This window comes from Serratia quinivorans (assembly GCF_946227985.1).
Taxonomy (GTDB): Bacteria; Pseudomonadota; Gammaproteobacteria; order Enterobacterales; family Enterobacteriaceae; genus Serratia; species Serratia quinivorans_A.
The window spans coordinates 53,639-72,107 of record NZ_CAMKGL010000005.1 but is presented as its reverse complement, the minus strand read 5'-3'; the positions used below and the strand labels follow the sequence as shown (position 1 = coordinate 72,107).

The window sequence follows — 18,469 nt, the reverse complement described above, 5'->3', positions numbered from 1 at the left end:
CCACTTTCGTCCCACGCACTTTTTGAGACTTCCAGGATGAGGTCAACAACACAATTTCAGATTTCAGGCCCTTGAGTCTGCTTACGTCGCAAACCAACTAAATGCCTCATGCTGGGGTATGGCCCGCGCTCTGCTCATGAAACAAAACCCGTATTTTGTCGTTAACCTCTGGCCTGACGATGCCTGGCCTTTTCAGGTTTGGCTCACCGTGGATGAGGCTGTTTTTTAGGCGAGTGCATCAGGTAATAGTCTTCCGCGCCGTCATTGCCGGTAGCGATCGTCCGCCAGCCGTGTTTGTGGTAAAAGGCCAGCGCCTTCTCATTCTTGACCAGACATTTCAGCGAGCCGGTGGCGGTAAACGTCTGCTCTGCTGCCTGCAACAGCGCGCTGCCGACGCCCAGGGGCGGCAGCTGAGGGTCGACATACAGATTGTGAATAAAGTTATCCTGACGATAAATCGAAACGAACCCCAGCCGCTTGCCGTTTTCTTCCGCAATCCAAATATCCTCGCCCAGCGTCGAGCGATCGAAATCTTCCAGTCGGTAATCTTCGGTATTACGCCAGGGAAATGCCGCCTTGCGCGATGCCAGATACAGGGTGCGCAGGAACGGACGGTCGGCCTCTTGGTATTTTCTTATTCGCATGGCGGCTCCTTTTTGTTTTTTGCCACTATAGCGCGATTGACCTCACCGGCGGCAACCCCAATAATGGCCCTCTGACTCGGGGTGCCTCTAGGGGCTGAGATTTTACCCGTATTACCTGATCTGGATTATGCCAGCGTAGGGAAGTCTCGGTGCCCCAACCGGTACCCGCCTTCTTGAACGCCGGTTGGGAGGAATATGCTCGCTCGACCTGATGTTTTACCCGGCGCCCGCGCCGCGGCCTGTTTAACCCAATTTAAACGCCAACCTCCATTGATTCATTGCCTGACCAACGACGTGGTGCAGGAGCTAACGGCAAACGTGTTGCTGGCGCTCGGCGCTTCCCCGGCAATGGTGGTGGAGCCGACCGAAGCGGCGCAGTTCAGCCAGCTGGCGGATGCCTTGCTGGTCAATATCGGCACGCTCAATGCCTCGCGGGCCGAATCCATGCTGGCAGCTGTAGAAGCCGCCAATGCGGCAGGCACGCCCTGGGCGCTGGATCCGGTCGCCGTCGGCGGGCTGGCGTATCGCACCGCCTTTGCCCAAGATTTGCTGGGCGAAAAGCCGGCGGCAATCCGCGGCAACGCTTCTGAAATCATGGCGCTGAGTGGCCTGCAGGCGAGTGGCCGCGGCGTCGACAGCGCTGACGATTCACTGGCGGCGTTACCGGCGGCGCGGGAGCTGGCTTGTCTCAGCGGGGCGGTGGTGGCGGTGACCGGCGTGGTGGATTACATCACCGACGGCCAGCGTGACTGGGCGGTTGCCGGGGGCGACGTGCTGATGACGCGAGTGGTGGGTACCGGTTGCGCACTTTCGGCCGTGGTGGCGGCATTTTGCAGCCTGCCGGGCGATCGCCTGGACAACGTGGCGACTGCCTGCCGGGTGATGTCACTTTGCGGTGAGATGGCCACGCACCGCGCCGCCGGGCCGGGCAGTTTTACCCCGGCATTCCTCGACGCGCTGTACCAACTGCGCCCGGAGGATCTGCAATGAAACGGATTAACGCGTTGACCATCGCCGGTACCGATCCGAGCGGGGGGGCCGGGATCCAGGCCGACCTGAAAGCCTTCTCCGCGCTGGGGGCCTACGGTGCCTCAGCGATCACCGCGCTGGTGGCGCAAAATACCCGCGGCGTGCAGTCGGTGTATAACATCGAACCGGCTTTTGTCGCCGCCCAGCTTGATTCCGTGTTCAGCGATCTGCGTATCGACAGCACCAAGATTGGCATGTTGGCCAACGCCGACATTGTGCAGGCGGTCGCGGAGCGTTTACGTCACTATCAGCCGTCGTTTGTGGTGCTGGATACGGTGATGCTGGCGAAAAGCGGCGATCCTCTGCTGGCGCCGGAGGCGGTGGAATCGATTCGTCGCGAGCTGCTGCCGCTGGTGTCGATCATCACGCCGAACCTGCCGGAGGCGGCGGCCCTGCTGGAATGCGCCCCGGCGGAAAATGAACGCCAGATGCGTGAACAGGGGCGGGCACTGTTGGCGATGGGTTGCCAGGCGGTATTGATGAAGGGCGGCCATCTTAGCGAAAGCGAAAGCCCGGACTGGCTGTTCAGTGCGGGACTGGAGCAACGCTTTACCGCGCCGCGCGTAGCGACCCGCCATACGCACGGCACCGGCTGCACGCTGTCTGCCGCATTGGCCGCCCTGCGTCCGCGTCACGACGACTGGGCAGGCACGGTGGCTGCCGCCAAGGATTATCTGCAAAAAGCCTTGCAGCAGGCCGATACGCTGGAAGTGGGGCACGGCATCGGGCCGGTACATCATTTTCACGCCTGGTGGTGAGCCAACTTTTTGCTACCCTTGTGGTCTGACTAGATCCAGGCCCGGTATTGGCCGGGTGCGATTAAATTTTATCAAGGGAGAAGGCCATGACAGGACAAAACGCACTTCGCGGCGCCATCTTCGGCGCATTGCTCAGCTTCAGCGTGGGTGGCTTTGCCCAGCAGATCGTCACGACTTCCGATGTGATCCAGCAGCCTGGCTATCAGACCAGTTGGCAGAACATGGTGAAGGGGCATGCCCGTTTGCCGGGCTGGGCGCGCAAAGGGATTGGGACCTCAACCCCGGCGCAAAGCCTGAGCTGGAAGGGGCAAAACTATCTGGTGGGTAATATCTGTAAACCCCACGATTGCGCCAACAACTTTATGATGGTGGCGTTTAAAGAAGACAAGTCGCAGGCCTGGGCGGTACGCGTCGAAGTGGCGAATAAGCCGGAAGCGATTGATCATCCGAAGAAATACGCTAAATACCAATGGCTGGGCAAGCCGGACGAGGACATGAAGGCGCTGTTGAAACAACAGTTCGAGAATAATCCGGACTGGAAATAAGCGGACTTTAGCGTCGTACGTATCCCCTCTCCCTAAGGAGAGGGGACAATATTATTGCCGCCATGGGCAAGCATTAGTTAATGCGGTCAGCCGATACCGGCCTGATGCAGGTCGTGCAGGTTGATGGCACCCACCAACACCCCCTCAAGATTGACCACCGGCGCAGCGCTGATGTGCTGTTCGTGCAACGCTTCCAGTGCTTCTCCGGCGCGCCATTGTTCCGGTAAACGGTAGCCGGGGCGGGTGATCGCCGGACTTAACGCATCCTGCAGGCTATTGCCTTTCACCAGCCAGCGACGCAGGTCGCCGTCGGTAAACACCCCTACCACTTTCTGCTGTGCGTCGCACACTGGCACCAGTCCCAACCCGGTACGGCTCAGTTCCAGCATCGCTTCCATAACGTTGGCGCTTTCACCGACCTGCGGCAGGCGATCGCCGGTGCGCATCAGGTGATGTACCCGGTTCAGCAGGCGTGCGCCCAGACTGCCGCCCGGATGCGAACGAGCAAAGTCTTCGGCGTTGAAACCGCGTTGACGCATCAGTGCCATCGCCAGTGCATCGCCCATCATCAGCGTATTGACCGCGCTGGAGGTCGGTGCCAGCCCCATCGGGCATGCCTCACGTTCAACGCTGATGTCCAGCACGCAGGCCGCCGCCTGGGCCAGCGGTGACTCTTTGCCGCCGGTAATGGCGATCACCGGGATGTTATTTTCCGCCAGCAGCGGCAGGATCAGATCCAGCTCTTTGGCACGGCCCGAGTAGGAGATGAACACCACCACGTCGTCGGCACCGATCATACCGAGATCGCCGTGCAGCGCTTCCGCCGGGTGCACGAAGAATGACGGGGTGCCGGTACTGGCCAGCGAGGCGGCAATTTTTTTACCGATATGGCCGGATTTACCGATGCCGGAAATCACCGCCTTGCCGCGGCAGTTCAGCAGCAGTTCGCAGGCACAGACGAAGTTGTCGTCCAGTCGTGCCAGCAGGCGTTGTGCTTCGGCCAGTTCAATTTCCAGCGTTTCGCGGGCAAAGGCCAGCAGGGCGGCACTATTACTCATCAGAATCTCCTACCAGAAGGATATTGATGCCTTTCGCTTGCAGCGCGGCGAGATAATCCGGGTTGATGTTTTTATCGGTGATCAACGTATCGACGGCGCTCAGATCGCAAACCACATTGGGGCTTTTGCGGCCGAATTTTGACGAATCCACCAGCAGGATAATGCGGCTGGCGGCTTCGCACATCGCCTTGCTGACGTTATGCACTTCGTTAAAGGTGGTGACACCGGCATTGAGATCCACGCCGTCTGCACCGATAAACAGCTTATCAAAGCTGAACTGCTGGAAAGCCGACTCCGCCAGACTGCCGTGGAAGGACGCCGATTTTTTGCGATAGGTGCCGCCGGGCATCAGGATGGTCTGGTCGTTATCCAGCTCCACCAGCGCATTGACGATGTGCAGGCTGTTGGTCATTACCGTGATGTTATTGAACTGCGCCAGATGCGGGACCATTTGCAGTACCGTACTGCCGGCATCGAATATCAGCGAGTCACCGTCGTTGATCAACTTGATGGCGGCGTAGGCGATCTGGCGTTTCTTTTCGGTGTTGATATGCGTTTTTCGGTCGATGGGCTGGTCCCCATCGTCGCGGCTGAGTACCACGCCGCCGTAGGTGCGGATCACCTCGCCTTCGTCTTCCAAGAGGGTGAGATCTTTACGAATGGTGGTGCCGGTGGTGGCAAAATGTACCGCCAGGGCATCCACTGCCGTTTTGCCATGTCGCTGCAGATATTCAAGGATAGCGGCCTGTCGCTGCTTTGGTTTCATAGCCCGTCCTGTTCACAAGAGTTGAGCATTTCCCTTTAATGAATAATTCAACATGAAAGGTAATGTCTTTTAATGTGAAAATATCATGATTTAGGGGCAATCGCTAACGATAGTGCTGTCTGGCATGCACGATCCTCGGGGAAGATCACATCCGGGTGCAGATCGCTCTGGTGCAGGCCATGCAACCGGTCGATTGGCCGCGGTTGGGCAAAAATGGTCAGGCCGCGCATCAACATGCTGCCGCACACTCGCCGTTCTGCATCGAAGGCCAGCGCCAGCACCACCCGTGGCCGAAAGCGCCCGCTGGAACGTCCGACACCGACGCGGCCCAATTGGCACAGGCGGTCGAAGGCACGGTTGAAACGCTGGAGCTGCCACCATCCGAGCGCGATTTGCAGCAGCCAGGCCAGCACGGCGAAGATGATTAATGCCTGGGTCATAGTATCTCCTGTGTATCTTCCCTCTCCAGACGGAGAGGGAACCAAAACTCAATCAGAACATCACCTGACCGCCGGTAATGTTGATCGACTGCCCCGTGCAATAAGACGCTTTATCGCTGGCGTAAAACAGCAGGGTATTCAGCACGTCCTGGTAATCACAACCGCGTTTCAACGGCACCTTATCGGTGTAATATTTTTCAACTTCATCCGGCGCGATCCCCAGTTTTTGTGCGTACTGCGGCAGTAGCGACTGGAACATGGGTGACTTCAGCAGGTTGCCGAGCATCAGTGAATGCACGGTAATTCCGTATTCCGCCAGATCGAGCGCCAGTGACTGAGTCAGCCCAACACCGCCGAACTTGGCTGCGCTGTAGCCCGAGTTGTGTTTGCTACCAACCTTGCCGGACTTGGAGTTGATCTGAATGATTCGCCCGGCAAGGCCGTCACGGATCATCAGGCGGGAAAACTCACGAGCACAGAGGAAATACCCCACCAGATTGACCTGCAGCGAGCGATCAAAATCCCCTAATGGAAAATCGATGATCGGTGCGGCCTTGGCGATACCGGCGCTGTACACCAACAGATTGACCTGGCCAAATTTTTTATCCACTGCCGCCGCCAGGGCCATGACGCTTTGTTCATCGGTGGCATCGGCCTGGAAACCCTGCGCGATGCCAGCGCCGTATTGGTGGTTAATCTGCTGCGCCACCTGGCGGGCGTTATCCGCGTTTAAATCGGCTACCGCCACGCGGTAACCCGCCTGCGCCAGTCCCAGGCACAAAAATGCACCTAATGTTTGGCCTCCGCCAATCACAACAGCTACTTCAGACATGGTCTACTCCTTATGCGATAAATTTCAGCGTACTGCCTAACGGGATATCAACCGGCGTGGTACCGGCCACGTGGATAGAACCGGGAAATTCGGCCTGATTTTCCCCGTCGAAACGCACGGTAAGGTGGCCCAGTTCACGCAGGTTTTGGTTGGCGACGTCACCAACGGCGGTAATGGGATAACGCTGCTCCGCCAACTCCATCCAGCCGCCAGCCTGCAGTTCGCCGAGGGTATTGCCGTGCCGATGGATGAAGCAAAACTCTTCGATATCTGCCGGTGCCCCTTCACGGAAGGTGATCAGCATGTCGTCCAGCAGTGCCTCGCGAGCACTGTCGCCAATCTGGGTGATGGTGGTTTGGAAAATGGTGTTCATGGCTAGCCCCTGGCAGTAAAAGTTATTGGTAGATGAAGGCTGAGGCGGCCCAGGCGATCAGCACCGTAGGTGCGCCGGTCAGGAAACGTCCGACCAACACCGAAGGTACACCGACCCGCACCGTGTCCTGCTTGGCTTCCGCCAGAGACAGCCCCACCGGGATAAAGTCACAGGCGGCCTGCGCGTTAATCGCAAAGAGCGCAGGCAGCGCCAACTGGGGGGGAATATGGCCCAGGCCAATTTGTACCCCGACCAGCACGCCTATCACTTGAGCTATCACCGCGCCAGGGCCGAGGAACGGCGACAGCAGCGGGAAGGAACAAATCAGCGCCAGCGTTACCAGGCCAATCGGGCTGCTGGCCAATGGCGTCAGACCGTGGGCAATAAAATCCCCCAGGCCGGAGGCCATGATGATGCCGATCAGCGCCGAGACGAATGCCATAAACGGCAGAATGGTTTTCAGTACCGTGTCGATGGTGTCGCGACCAGACTGAAAGAACACCGCCACCACCGAGCCCATGCCCATGCCGACTTTTGCCAACAGGCCGTCACTCTGCTCAGTGATTTTTTTACTGGTGTCGTAATCCCGCCCCTTGGGTTGTGGCGCGGGGGCCGCTTGCGCCGTCTCTGTTGCCGATTCAACCCGGCTGATATTGCTGTCGCGTACCCCGGAAACGTAAATATCCTCGAGGATAAATTTCGCCAGCGGGCCGGATTGACCGGTGGCGTGGATATTGACCGTCGGAATACGGCGTTTGGGGTACAGACCGCAGCGCAGGGTGCCGCCACAGTCAATGACCATCACGCCAATCTCTTCCGCCGGTGGTTCACCTTCCTTAAAGCCATCGACGGCCGGCCAGCCGGTCAGTTCGCTAAGCCGGTCGACGATCGACGGGCGGGTACCGGCAGTGATGTACACCACTTTTTTCCCCGGCTCTATCGGTAACTGCAACGGGCCACCCCAGCCGCTATCGCCTTTCTCAATACGGATAAAAGCACTCATGCTGAACTCCACGGATTAAAGTTGTACCTGACGGTCCAGGCGGATGCCCATCTTGCGTTCGAACAGGCTGGTGGTGAGATCGGTGACCCAACCGCGGAAAAAGTTGGTGAACAACCCGACCAGGAAATAACTCACCGCCAGCGGCCCCAGCGGCAGGCCGAGGGTAGTCAGCCCGCTGGCGATACCGAGGTAAACGAACAGTTCGCCGGGGTTGATATGCGGAAACAGGCCATTCATCGAGTGGCAGCTGTAGGACGCCGCCGCGTAGTAGCTGGGTTTGTATTTCTCGGGCATAAAGCGGCCGAGGCTGAGGGTCATCGGGTTGCAAAACACAAAGGTGCCGATCAGCGGCAGCAGCAGATAGCGTGAAACCGGGTTCCCCGCGCAGCGCTGCGCCAAGCGTTCGATACGTTCCTGGCCAACAAATTTGATCAACGCGTTCATAATAACCAACAGGCTGATTAACAAAGGTAAAATGCCGGTCACCATGCCGACAAACACTTCACCACCTTTCTGAAACAGGCCGATAAACCCTTCGGCGCCGTGGGTGATTAGCTCAATCATTATTGTTCTCCTGAGATGGAAGGTATGGCCTGGAGCTAACGCTGGCTCTGTCGCCATGGGCCTTACACTAATCACTTTGCGGATTGATTTGTTTTAAATAGATCACAGTTTGAAAGATAAATATTTTATTGTGAAAGTTAATTATGAAAGAAAAATAAGATAAAAGCGCGGTAGCCGTTAGGCAAGGAGGAAAATGGCAGCAGATTAAGGGCATAAAAAAGCCCGGCGAACCGGGCTGGGCTAACAGGTTTTGCGAGTGACGGGATCAGGCGATGGTGACTTTCTTATCCAGATAGGTGTCCTGAACGGCATTGATCAGCGCGACACCTTCTTTCATCGATTTCTTGAACGCTTTACGCCCCAAAATCAGACCCATGCCGCCTGCACGCTTGTTGATGACCGCGGTGCGCACCGATTCCTGCAGGTCGTTTTCACCGGCGGCACCACCGGAGTTGATCAACCCGGCACGGCCCATATAGCAGTTGGCTAACTGGTAACGAACCAGATCGATAGGGTGGTCGGTAGTCAGCTTGCTGTAGACGCGGTCGTCGGTATAACCGAATTTCACCGCGCGATAACCGCCGTTGTTTTCCGCCATTTTCTGCTTAACGATATCGGCACCGATAGTGGCGGCAATATGGTTGGCCTGGCCGGTGAGATCGGCGCTGGAATGGTAATCGACCCCGTCTTTGTTAAATGCCGGGTTACGCAGATAGGCCCACAGTACGGTGACCATGCCCAGTTCGTGGGCGCGCTCGAAGGCGCTTGAGATTTCCTCAATTTGGCGGCGCGACTGCTCGGAACCAAAGTAAATGGTAGCACCGACCGCGACCGCGCCCATATTGAAAGCCTGCTCGACGCTGGCATACAGGGTTTGGTCATACTGGGTCGGATAGCTCAGGGTTTCGTTGTGGTTCAGTTTGACCAGAAACGGGATTTTGTGGGCATAGCGGCGCGATACCGAAGCCAGCACGCCATAAGTGGAGGCGACGCAGTTACAACCGGCCTCAATGGCCAGTTCGACGATATTTTTCGGATCAAAATACAGCGGGTTGGCGGCGAAAGATGCGCCGGCGGAGTGCTCAATCCCCTGGTCAACCGGCAGAATCGACAGGTAACCGGTGCCGGCCAGGCGGCCGTGGTTAAGCAGGCTTTGCATCGAACGCAGGACGGTGTTGGGTCGGTTGTTATCGATCATGATCCGGTCGACAAAGTCGGCGCCCGGCAGGTACAGATTCTCAGCAGGGATGGTGGCACAGCGGTGTTGCAACAGGTCTTCCGCTTCCTTTCCTAACAATTGCGCAATATCAGTCATGATTGACTCCTGATGAGCTTCCTAATACACCGGCAGCAAAAACAGTAAGGTATGAATGGTTGCCCGCGTAGTAAAAAGCAGTGATTGAAGCTGTAAAAACGAGAGTAATGAAATCCTGATAGCAAGGAGAAACAATAGATGCGATTGAGAGGAAATGCCATTTGCAAAGCCAAATAGCGGGGGGCGATCGCCCCCTGGAAGGTCAGAGCTTGACTATTCGGCGTCGAACCACGCGGTATTTTGCAAAGAGATGGGGGTAATGGAGTAGATCATCTCTTGCAGGTGCTCATGGATGGCACGCTCGGCGGCATCGGCATCCTGCGCCTTCAGCGCGGCAAAAATGCGGTAATGTTGCTGCAGCAGACTTTCCGGCGGAGAGACCTCGCTCAGGCTGAGAAAACGCACCCTGTCCATGGTGGCCTTGATGGTTTCTATGGTCTCCCAGGCTAACGGGCATTCGGCAAACTGGGTGAGCAACTGGTGAAATTCATCGTCCAGCGCCAAAAACTCACGCGTCTGCTTGTTCTGTGCCGCCAGCTCCTGACGGTGCAAATTATGCTCCAGCGTCATCAGCTGTTCCTGGGTGATGCGTTCCGCCGCACGGCGCACAATTGCGCACTCCACCGCCTGACGGATAAAACGCCCGTCGGCCACCCGTTTGGCGGAAATTTTCATCACGAAAGTCCCGCGCTGCGGCAAGATCTGCACCAATCCGGCCTCCGCCAGCTTGATAAAGGCTTCACGCACCGGTTGGCGTGAAACGCTAAAGCGGGTGGAGATCTCTTTCTCTGACAACAGCGTGCCGGGGGGAATAGTGCAGTCGACGATATCCTTACGCAGGAAACGGTAGATCTGCTGATTAACCGGGAGGCTATTGGTGAGATTGTAGGATTCAGACATGGTGACGATCGGTCATCTGGCTTGGATTTGGATGCCACCATACTAGCAGATTATCTTGCTGTTGCGTCGGATAATTCTTAATGTAGCCAGGCGAACGCTGAGTGGATCCACCCAGCGTTTTATCCAGATCAAACGGGCAGTAGTCTGGCCACACTCTCTTTGGCACCCTGCGCCAACAGCGCCAGATAGGCATCGGTTACGGCACTGACGAACCGCGGACTGTCAGGAAGATCGCGGCCAAACACCGTATCGAGCTGCAGCAGAGCCAGCACCCGCTGCGGGCCTTCGCGGCTGTTGCCGACCAAATCGGCAAGGCGTTCACTTAAAGGATCGCTGATCTCAATCGTCCGGCCCTGTTCATCCTTGCCGCTAACGTAACGCATCCAACCGGCGACGCCTAAAGCCAGACAGCTGAAATCGCTGCCGTGCGCCAGATGCCAACGAATGGCGTCCAGCAGGCGCTGCGGCAGTTTTTGCGTGCCGTCCATGGCGATCTGCCAGGTTCGGTGCTTTAGCGCGGCATTGCGGTAACGGGCCAGTAGTGAGTCGGCGTATTGCGTCAAATTCATGTCGTGGACCTGCAGCGTCGGTGCTTGCTCCGCCAGCATCAGGTGCCGCGCCGCTTTGACGAAATAGTCGTCCTGCATGCAGTCGCTGATATGCGTATAACCGGCCAAATAGCCCAGATAAGCGAGAAACGAATGGCTGCCGTTGAGCATCCGCAGCTTCATTTCTTCGTAGGGCAGCACGTCGCTGACCAGTTCGACCCCGGCTTTTTCCCACGCCGGGCGTCCCTGCGGAAAGTTATCTTCGATCACCCATTGGCGGAAGGGCTCACAGGCGACAGCAACCGGATCGGCGATGCCACCGAGTAAAGCCTCGATGTGTTGCCGTGTTTCCGCCGTGACAGCCGGGACAATGCGGTCGACCATGGTTGAAGGAAACGCGACCTGTTGTTCGACCCACGCGGCCAGTTCCACATCTTGCCGCTGTGCCAACTGGCTGAGCACGTTGCGGGTTACCTGGCCGTTGGCCGGCATGTTGTCGCAGGACATCACGGCAAACCCTGGCAGCCCCCGTTCCCGCCGCCGCCGCAGTGCAGCCAGGATCAGACCGGGGGCGGATTGCGGCTGCAGCGGGTTGGCGATGTCATGCTGAATATCAGGATGTTCCGCCAGTAACTGGCCGCTGGCAGGCTGGTAACAGTAGCCTTTCTCACTGATGGTCAGCGAAACGATGGCCACCTCCGGCTGTGTCATGGCCTCGAGCACGGCGTCCAGTCCGTCAACCTGCAGGTGCAACGCCTGCCTGACAACGCCGATCGCCTGAGCGCGCCAGCCGTCGTTGTCCATTTCGGCGACCGTGTACAACAAATTCTGCTGCTGCAGGTCGGCGATTTTTTGCCGGCCGTTGTGCATGCTGATGACGCAGTAACCCCAGTCGCTGGCGTGCTCGTTAGCCAGTTGTTCGGCGTAAACCGCCTGATGCGCACGAAAAAACGCGCCAAAGCCAAGGTGCACGATGCGCGGTTTAATCTTTTCGCGTGCGTAACCCGGCTGCGCAACTGCCGCCGGCAGCAGGCTGTTGCTGGAAAGTGTCATGCTGGAATTCCTGAAGGTGGGGGCAGAAAACGGGGCGACGTCAGCCGCCCCGGATGCGTTAGGGTTTTGATATTTGCGGCTGCACGCTATTGCGCGGCGCTTTGATCACCAGCAATACCAGCACCGCCCCGAGCGCGGCCACGCCGCCCGCCAGCATAAAGGCGCTGTCGAACTTGCCGGTGTTTTGCACAATGTAGCCGGTCACCACCGGGCCAATGATGCCGGAAACGCTGCCGACCAGATGGATAAAGCCGCTGGCGCCACCGACCCGGGATTTATGCACCACGTCCTGGATAATGGCCCAGTAAATCGCCCCGGTGATGTACAGGAAGAAGATCGATACCGACATCAGCATGACCGCAGGTACCACGCTGCTGACGGTACCCGCCAGTGCCACGCAGACAGCCGCCGCCAGCAGGCTGGTGACCAGCACGATCTTGCGTGACAGCAACAGCTTGCCGGTGATATTGAAAATCTTGTCGGAGATATAGCCGCCGAGCGCCAACCCGACAAAGCCGACAATCCATGGGATCATGGTGGTTAGGCTCATTTCCTTGATGTTCAGGTTATGCGCCTGCACCAGGTACGATGGGAACCAACTCAGGAAGAAGAACAGGATGTAGTTGTAGCAGAAGAAGGCGAATGCAGTGACCAGGATGATCGGCTGCTTCAGGTAGTAACCCAGCCCGTGAGCGGCATTGCTCAGCTCTTCTTCGGCACTGTGGGTTTCTTCCTTCATCTGGTTAATCAGCGCCAGCTCTTTATCGCTGACGCGTTTGCTTTTCGCCGGGTTATCCGCGACCACGAAGAACCACACCAGCATCCAGACGATGCCGATCGAGCAGATGATCATAAACGCCGGCCGCCAGCCGAACGCCAACGCCAGATAACCGACGATCGGCCCAGCCACGGCACCGCCCAAAGGGGAACCGGCGCTGAGCAGGCCCATCGCGGTCGCCGCCTGTTTCTTCGGGAACCAGCCGTTGATCATTTTATTGGCGGAGGCGCAGATCGGCCCTTCGGCCATGCCGAACAGTACGCGCAGGATCAGCATGGAATAGAAACCGGTGGCTAATGCCGTCATGCCGCAGAAGATAGACCACAGGCCGACGGCGATGCCGAGTACCAACGTCGGGCCGAATTTGTCTACCGCCAGCCCGCCGATAAAGTTAAAGATGGCGTAACCGAAGAAGAAGCTGCCAAAGATGATGCCGAACTGCTCGGCATTCAACATCAGATCCTTCTCGATCATCGGTACGGTAATCGACAGCGCGACGCGGTCGAGGTAGTTGATCATGTAAACCATAAACAACAGGAATACGATGGTCCAACGCAGGTTTTTAAACATAAATGCACTCCACTTAATGTTGTTTTAATCGCGAAGTTTCGTGGTTGTAGAGGGCGCTTTCCTGCCGCCCTCAGCCCTGGTAAATCAATCAGTCAAATTGCAGCAACACCTTGCAGCAGGTGCGCTGATCTTTTTCGAACATCAGCATCGCCTGTTCAACCTCGTTGGCCGGCACGCAGTGAGTAATGAGTTTCTGCGGGTCGATTTTCCCGCTGGCCATCCAATCGATCACCTGTGGGAAGCGTGCGCTGTTGAGGCGCGAGGAGAAAATTGACAGCTCTTTACTGGTGATACTTTGTTGAGTAATGGTGCAGGCATCGCCGGAGAACCCCATGATGCCGATGCGCGCTGCCGGGGACGCCAGATTGATAGCCTCTTGCAAAATGGCCGGATGGCAGGCGGCGTCGACGATCAACGTCGGGCGGATACCGCGTCGTTCCAGCTCGGCGGGCAATGACGCTTCGGCATTGTTGAACGTCCAGTCGGCGCCGTTTTCCTGTGCCATCACCAGTCGTTCCCTGATGCGATCGGTGACGATCACCTGCTTCACGCCGTAGACGCCTTTCAGCGTTTGGATCACCGTCAGCCCCATTGGCCCGGCACCGTAGATCAGTGCAATATCATTGGCATTGGGCTGTAGATGCGCGGTGATATTGGCGGCAATGGTGAAGGGTTCGACCATGGCGGCGTGACGATCGCTGATGCTGTCCGGAATGCGGTAGGCGTTGCGCGCCGGGGCACAGGCATAGTCACTGAAACCGCCATCGCGATGCACACCGATCACTTGCAGCTCGGTGCAGACATTGGGACGACCGATGGAGCAAGGATAGCAATGGCCGCAGCTGACGACCGGATCGACCGAAACGCGTTCGCCGAGCCGCAGCGGACTGACATCGCTGCCGACCTGATCAATCACGCCAAAAAACTCGTGGCCGATCACTCGTGGGTAGCGGGCGAACGGGTTATGCCCATGGTAAATATGCACATCAGAACCACAGATACCGGCAAATTTAACCTTTACCCGTACTTCGCTGGCCGCCGGCTGTGGCAGGGGGCGCTGCTGGATGGCCAGCAGGCCGGGCTGTTCAATGACCACGCTTTGCATGGCGCTTTCTCCTGTTACCAGTTCCATAGGGTGCCATCCTCCAGGCGCGCGACCGGCAGATAAGCCGGTTCGTACGGATAACGGGCGGCCAGTTTTTCGTCGAACTCAATGCCCAGCCCTGGTTTGTTGCCTGGGTGCATATAGCCGTCGTTAAAGCTCCAGCTATGTGGGAACACTTCGAGCATTTGTTCGGAGTAACCCATGTATTCCTGGACGCCGAAGTTCGGCACCCACAGATCAAAGTGCAGCGCCGCAGCCATACAGATTGGCGACAGATCGGATGGCCCGTGTGACCCGGTACGCACCTGATACAGCGAAGCAAAATCGGCGATACGGCGCATGCCGGTAATGCCGCCGGCGTGGGTCAGTGTGGTGCGGATATAGTCGATCAGCTGCTCTTCAATCAGCTGTTTGCAGTCCCAGATGCTGTTGAACACTTCGCCGACGGCGATCGGCGTGACGGTGTGCTGGCGGATCAAGCGGAAGCATTCCTGATTCTCCGCAGGCGTTGGATCTTCCATCCAGAACAGGCGGTACTGCTCAACGCTTTTACCGAAGCGTGCCGCCTCGATTGGCGTCAACCGGTGGTGCATGTCGTGCAGCAAGTGTTCATCAAAACCAAAGCGATTGCGCACCGCTTCGAACAGTTTGGGGGTGAAATCGAGGTATTTTTCCGTTGACCACAGCTGTTCTTCCGGCCAGTTGCCCTTGGTGGCAGGTTCGTAAGCCAGCCCTTTACCTTTGGCCATGCCGTAGGTGGTTTTCATGCCCGGTACGCCGCACTGGGCGCGAATGGCTTTAAAGCCCAACTCTTTATGCTTGGCGTAGTCGTCGAGCACTTCGTCGATGGAGTGGCCGGTGGTGTGGCAGTAAACCATTACGCCGGTGCGCGATGCGCCGCCCAGTAACTGATACAGCGGCATGTTGGCGGCTTTGCCCTTGATATCCCATAGCGCCATGTCTACGGCGGAGATAGCTGACATGGTGACCGGACCGCGCCGCCAGTAAGCACCTTTATAGAAGAACTGCCAGATGTCTTCGATCTGGTGGGCATCACGACCAATCAACTGCGGGCAAACGTGATCTTTCAAATAGGAGGCTACCGGCAGCTCGCGGCCATTGAGGGTGGCATCGCCGATACCGGTAATCCCTTCGTCAGTGGTTAACTTCAGCGTGACAAAATTCCTGCCAGGGCAGGTCACAAAAACCTCTGCGTTGATAATCTTCATACGTCTAATCCTGTTCCCACGGGTCATCATAATGAACGAAAAATACGCCATAAACAGACTACCATACAAGTATGATGTAATGGATTTGCCGGAGAAGATCACATTTTGTCGCGGATAGGAGGGGAGAGAACAGAAGATCAACAGGAGCTCAGCGCACGGGCCGAGCCCTGGATTAAGGGGTTATTGGGGAGACTGGGTTTGCCCAAGCAGCTCGCAGTTGGGGGGCAGGCGGCATTCGATGGCGTTCGGCAGCACTTCAATGCGGAAATGCCTGCCTTTAAGCGGTTCGCCGTCGAGATTAAAGGTCATTTCATGGGGCGCATCGATTTCCAGCCACGGCAGGGCAGCACCGATCACGTTTTTGTTTTCTTCATCGTTAAACAGGCTGGCGATCAGTGTCGGTAACAGTTCGTCAGCGATTAACAGCCGTAGTTGCAGCAGGCCATCGTTGATCAGTGCATCCGGACATAATTGCTGTCCGCCTCCGGCCTGCTTGCCATTACCGATACCAATCACCAACGCGTCACCGGACCAATGGAAATCCGGACCGCGGATCTCGCAGCGATCGGCTTTGAGCGTGTCCATGCGTAGCAAGCCGTGAATAAAATAGGACACGCCGCCCAACGCGGCCTTCAGTTTTTCCGGCGTTTCGGTGGTGATGCGGGTGCCAAAACCGCCGGTTGCCATATTGATGAAATAGCGATGATCGTTAACTTTCGCCAGGTCTATCGGGACTGCACGGCCTTTCACCGCCAACCGCAGCGCCAGCTCCGGCATCAGCGGGATATTGCAGGCCACGGCGAAGTCGTTGGCAGTACCCAGCGGCAAAATGCCTAATGCCGGCCGGCTGTCAGCCGGTAACGCTGCCAATGCAGCTGCCACCTCATTGATGGTGCCATCGCCACCACCGGCAATCAGCGTGGCCACCCCAAGCCGACAGGCTTCCTGAGCATAGCGCGCGGCGTCTCCCTGCTCCCAGGTGACGCGAACGTGCAGGGTTTGGCCTTCATCCCGCAGATTCTGTACTGCAAGACGAACCTCTTCGTTGCCGGCGCCTTTGCCGTTGATGATAAGCAGCGCTGGTGCTGGTGGATGCATTCCCAATATCTCCCGGCTGTTAACAGATAGTGGGCAACGATAAACTACCCATCAGTGGCAATCCATCAGAATATTCAGTTAATTCTGGCGGGTTGCCGTCTGGCAGAGATTATTCCTGCATAATTGACGTAGTTTGAGATATGCGAGGTCGATAAGTTAGCGATTATTGTTAATGGATTAATTAATTGCTGCCGCATTATTTTTATATCATCAGAAGAACGGCAGATTATTAAAAGTGGATAACATGACGATTTGAATAAGGGAGCGTTATATTAGCGAGGCTATAAGGAATCGTGAGCTGAAACCAAAGAAAAAGCCAGTCCAAGGGAGATTGGACCGGCTAAGGAGGTGGTTCCTAGTATTGCTATGCAAATATTTTTCGTTCTTAGTTTTAAGCAGCCTGATGTTAACCAAGCTGCGCACTAATTGATGTGATCTAATTCTAATATTTGCCAAAAACCAGCATTAAAAGATAGCGGGCGGAATTTTTACACCGCAGGACTATTGGTATCCGGCAAATTTCGGATCAGCAATGCGTAATTGAGATCGATATCTGACGGAATTGGCAAATAAACGATATGCCCGTTGCCCGGTGCCACGTCGATCGCTTCACCTTTCTTATTTTGCATGCTCTCCAGGGTAAACAAGACGTTACCGCCCGGAGTCATCATCTCAACACTATCGCCGACCATGAACTTGTTTTTCACATCCACTTCTGCCCAACCTTCACGGCGGACGCCGGTGAATTCACCGACAAACTGCTGGCGTTCAGACAGTGAGGAACCGTAATCGTAGTTTTGCTGGGCTTCGTGCACATGGCGACGCAGGAAGCCTTCGGTGTAACCCCGGTGGGCCAGTCCTTCCAGCGTGGTGAGCAGGGTCGGATCGAATGGCTTGCCCGCGACGGCGTCGTCGATGGCGCGGCGATAGACTTGTGCGGTGCGCGCGCAATAGTAGAAGGATTTGGTACGGCCTTCGATTTTCAGCGAATGCACGCCGAGCTGAGTCAGACGTTCCACATGCTGGATGGCGCGTAAATCCTTCGAGTTCATGATGTAGGTGCCGTGTTCGTCTTCAAAGGCGCTCATGTACTCATCCGGTTTTTGCGCTTCGGACAGCATAAACACTTTGTCGGTCGGCGCACCGATGCCCAGCGTCGGCTCTATGGTCTGTACCGGGATCGGCTCGTGCATATGCACGATGTTGCCGGTCTCGTCCTCTTTGCCTTCTTCCGCTTTGTACTGCCAGCGGCAGGCGTTGGTGCAGGTGCCCTGATTAGGATCGCGTTTGTTGATATAACCGGACAACAGGCAGCGGCCGGAGTAGGCCATGCACAGGGCACCGTGGACGAAGATTTCCAGTTCCATCTCCGGTACCTGGGTGCGGATCTCGGCGATCTCCTCCAGCGACAGCTCACGCGACAGGATCACTCGCGTCAGCCCCATTTGCTGCCAGAATTTCACCGTCGCCCAGTTAACCGCGTTCGCCTGTACCGACAAATGAATGTCCATCTGCGGGAAGGCGTCGCGCACCATCATGATCAGGCCTGGATCGGACATGATCAGCGCGTCCGGGCCCATGTCGATCACCGGTTTAAGATCGCGCAGGAAGGTTTTCAGCTTGGCGTTGTGCGGGGCGATATTCACCACCACATAGAATTTTTTCCCCAGCGCGTGGGCTTCGTTAATCCCCTGCGCCAGATTCTCGTGATTGAATTCGTTATTGCGCACCCGCAGGCTGTAACGCGGTTGGCCGGCATAAACGGCGTCCGCGCCATAGGCAAAGGCGTAACGCATGTTTTTCAGCGTCCCCGCCGGGGAGAGGAGTTCCGGTGTAAACATAATGAGTCTCGGTCTGATTT

19 protein-coding genes and 1 riboswitch are annotated in these 18,469 nt (G+C 56.8%); of the genes, 3 read left to right on the top strand and 16 right to left on the bottom strand.

Annotation, left to right across the window (positions count from 1 at the left end):
* Nucleotides 1-203 precede the first annotated feature (203 nt).
* Complete coding sequence (locus tag OCH02_RS14900; protein WP_261431896.1) at nt 204-644, bottom strand: GNAT family N-acetyltransferase; 441 nt, start codon at nt 642-644, stop codon at nt 204-206.
* 67 nt (nt 645-711) lie between these two features.
* Nucleotides 712-803, top strand: a riboswitch (TPP riboswitch).
* 36 nt (nt 804-839) lie between these two features.
* On the opposite strand from OCH02_RS14900, the gene thiM reads away from it, so the two are divergent.
* The 3 genes from thiM to OCH02_RS14885 all read left to right on the top strand — a co-directional run bounded on the left by thiM (nt 840) and on the right by OCH02_RS14885 (nt 2,976).
* The gene (gene thiM / locus OCH02_RS14895; protein ID WP_261431895.1) at nt 840-1,634 is read left to right on the top strand and encodes a hydroxyethylthiazole kinase; all 795 of its coding nucleotides are present in this window, start codon (nt 840-842) and stop codon (nt 1,632-1,634) included.
* On the top strand, nt 1,631-2,431 hold the full coding sequence (gene thiD, locus OCH02_RS14890) for a bifunctional hydroxymethylpyrimidine kinase/phosphomethylpyrimidine kinase (RefSeq protein ID WP_261431894.1): 801 nt from the start codon (nt 1,631-1,633) through the stop codon (nt 2,429-2,431). The genes thiM and thiD overlap by 4 nt, the downstream gene beginning before the upstream one ends.
* An 86-nt stretch (nt 2,432-2,517) precedes the next feature.
* The gene (locus tag OCH02_RS14885) at nt 2,518-2,976 is read left to right on the top strand and encodes an inhibitor of vertebrate lysozyme family protein (RefSeq protein ID WP_261431893.1); all 459 of its coding nucleotides are present in this window, start codon (nt 2,518-2,520) and stop codon (nt 2,974-2,976) included.
* Between the two features lie 86 nt (nt 2,977-3,062).
* On the opposite strand, the gene gutQ is transcribed toward OCH02_RS14885, so the two are convergent.
* The 15 genes from gutQ to yegQ all read right to left on the bottom strand — a co-directional run bounded on the left by gutQ (nt 3,063) and on the right by yegQ (nt 18,449).
* Nucleotides 3,063-4,034 (bottom strand): arabinose-5-phosphate isomerase GutQ, encoded by a 972-nt coding sequence (gene gutQ, locus OCH02_RS14880; protein WP_261431891.1) that lies wholly within the window; start codon nt 4,032-4,034, stop codon nt 3,063-3,065.
* Nucleotides 4,027-4,800, bottom strand: coding sequence for a DNA-binding transcriptional repressor (locus OCH02_RS14875; protein ID WP_012146282.1), 774 nt, complete (start codon nt 4,798-4,800; stop codon nt 4,027-4,029). The genes gutQ and OCH02_RS14875 overlap by 8 nt, the downstream gene beginning before the upstream one ends.
* 83 nt (nt 4,801-4,883) lie before the next feature.
* Complete coding sequence (gene gutM / locus OCH02_RS14870) at nt 4,884-5,240, bottom strand: transcriptional regulator GutM (RefSeq protein WP_261431890.1); 357 nt, start codon at nt 5,238-5,240, stop codon at nt 4,884-4,886.
* 52 nt (nt 5,241-5,292) lie between these two features.
* Nucleotides 5,293-6,072, bottom strand: a complete 780-nt coding sequence (gene srlD / locus OCH02_RS14865) for a sorbitol-6-phosphate dehydrogenase (protein ID WP_261431889.1) — start codon at nt 6,070-6,072, stop codon at nt 5,293-5,295.
* A gap of 10 nt (nt 6,073-6,082) precedes the next feature.
* On the bottom strand, nt 6,083-6,445 hold the full coding sequence (gene srlB / locus OCH02_RS14860; RefSeq protein WP_261431888.1) for a PTS glucitol/sorbitol transporter subunit IIA: 363 nt from the start codon (nt 6,443-6,445) through the stop codon (nt 6,083-6,085).
* Nucleotides 6,446-6,467: 22 nt separating this feature from the next.
* Nucleotides 6,468-7,448: a PTS glucitol/sorbitol transporter subunit IIB gene (locus OCH02_RS14855; RefSeq protein WP_012146278.1), complete on the bottom strand. Its 981-nt coding sequence runs from the start codon at nt 7,446-7,448 to the stop codon at nt 6,468-6,470.
* 15 nt (nt 7,449-7,463) lie between these two features.
* Nucleotides 7,464-8,012: a PTS glucitol/sorbitol transporter subunit IIC gene (locus OCH02_RS14850; protein ID WP_261431887.1), complete on the bottom strand. Its 549-nt coding sequence runs from the start codon at nt 8,010-8,012 to the stop codon at nt 7,464-7,466.
* A gap of 265 nt (nt 8,013-8,277) precedes the next feature.
* Nucleotides 8,278-9,327 (bottom strand): class I fructose-bisphosphate aldolase, encoded by a 1,050-nt coding sequence (gene fbaB / locus OCH02_RS14845; protein ID WP_261431885.1) that lies wholly within the window; start codon nt 9,325-9,327, stop codon nt 8,278-8,280.
* A gap of 213 nt (nt 9,328-9,540) precedes the next feature.
* The gene (locus OCH02_RS14840; protein WP_261431884.1) at nt 9,541-10,227 is read right to left on the bottom strand and encodes a GntR family transcriptional regulator; all 687 of its coding nucleotides are present in this window, start codon (nt 10,225-10,227) and stop codon (nt 9,541-9,543) included.
* A gap of 128 nt (nt 10,228-10,355) precedes the next feature.
* Nucleotides 10,356-11,828, bottom strand: a complete 1,473-nt coding sequence (locus OCH02_RS14835) for a mannitol dehydrogenase family protein (protein ID WP_261431883.1) — start codon at nt 11,826-11,828, stop codon at nt 10,356-10,358.
* Nucleotides 11,829-11,886: 58 nt separating this feature from the next.
* Nucleotides 11,887-13,176 carry an MFS transporter gene (locus OCH02_RS14830; RefSeq protein WP_012146274.1) on the bottom strand — a complete coding sequence of 430 codons (1,290 nt, stop codon included), beginning with the start codon at nt 13,174-13,176 and terminating at the stop codon, nt 11,887-11,889.
* 88 nt (nt 13,177-13,264) lie between these two features.
* Nucleotides 13,265-14,281, bottom strand: coding sequence for a Zn-dependent oxidoreductase (locus OCH02_RS14825; protein ID WP_261432032.1), 1,017 nt, complete (start codon nt 14,279-14,281; stop codon nt 13,265-13,267).
* Between the two features lie 14 nt (nt 14,282-14,295).
* Nucleotides 14,296-15,510: a D-mannonate dehydratase ManD gene (manD, locus tag OCH02_RS14820; RefSeq protein WP_261431882.1), complete on the bottom strand. Its 1,215-nt coding sequence runs from the start codon at nt 15,508-15,510 to the stop codon at nt 14,296-14,298.
* 180 nt (nt 15,511-15,690) lie between these two features.
* Complete coding sequence (gene yegS, locus OCH02_RS14815; RefSeq protein ID WP_261431881.1) at nt 15,691-16,608, bottom strand: lipid kinase YegS; 918 nt, start codon at nt 16,606-16,608, stop codon at nt 15,691-15,693.
* A 488-nt stretch (nt 16,609-17,096) separates the two neighbouring features.
* Nucleotides 17,097-18,449, bottom strand: a complete 1,353-nt coding sequence (gene yegQ, locus OCH02_RS14810; protein ID WP_261431880.1) for a tRNA 5-hydroxyuridine modification protein YegQ — start codon at nt 18,447-18,449, stop codon at nt 17,097-17,099.
* Nucleotides 18,450-18,469 lie beyond the last annotated feature (20 nt).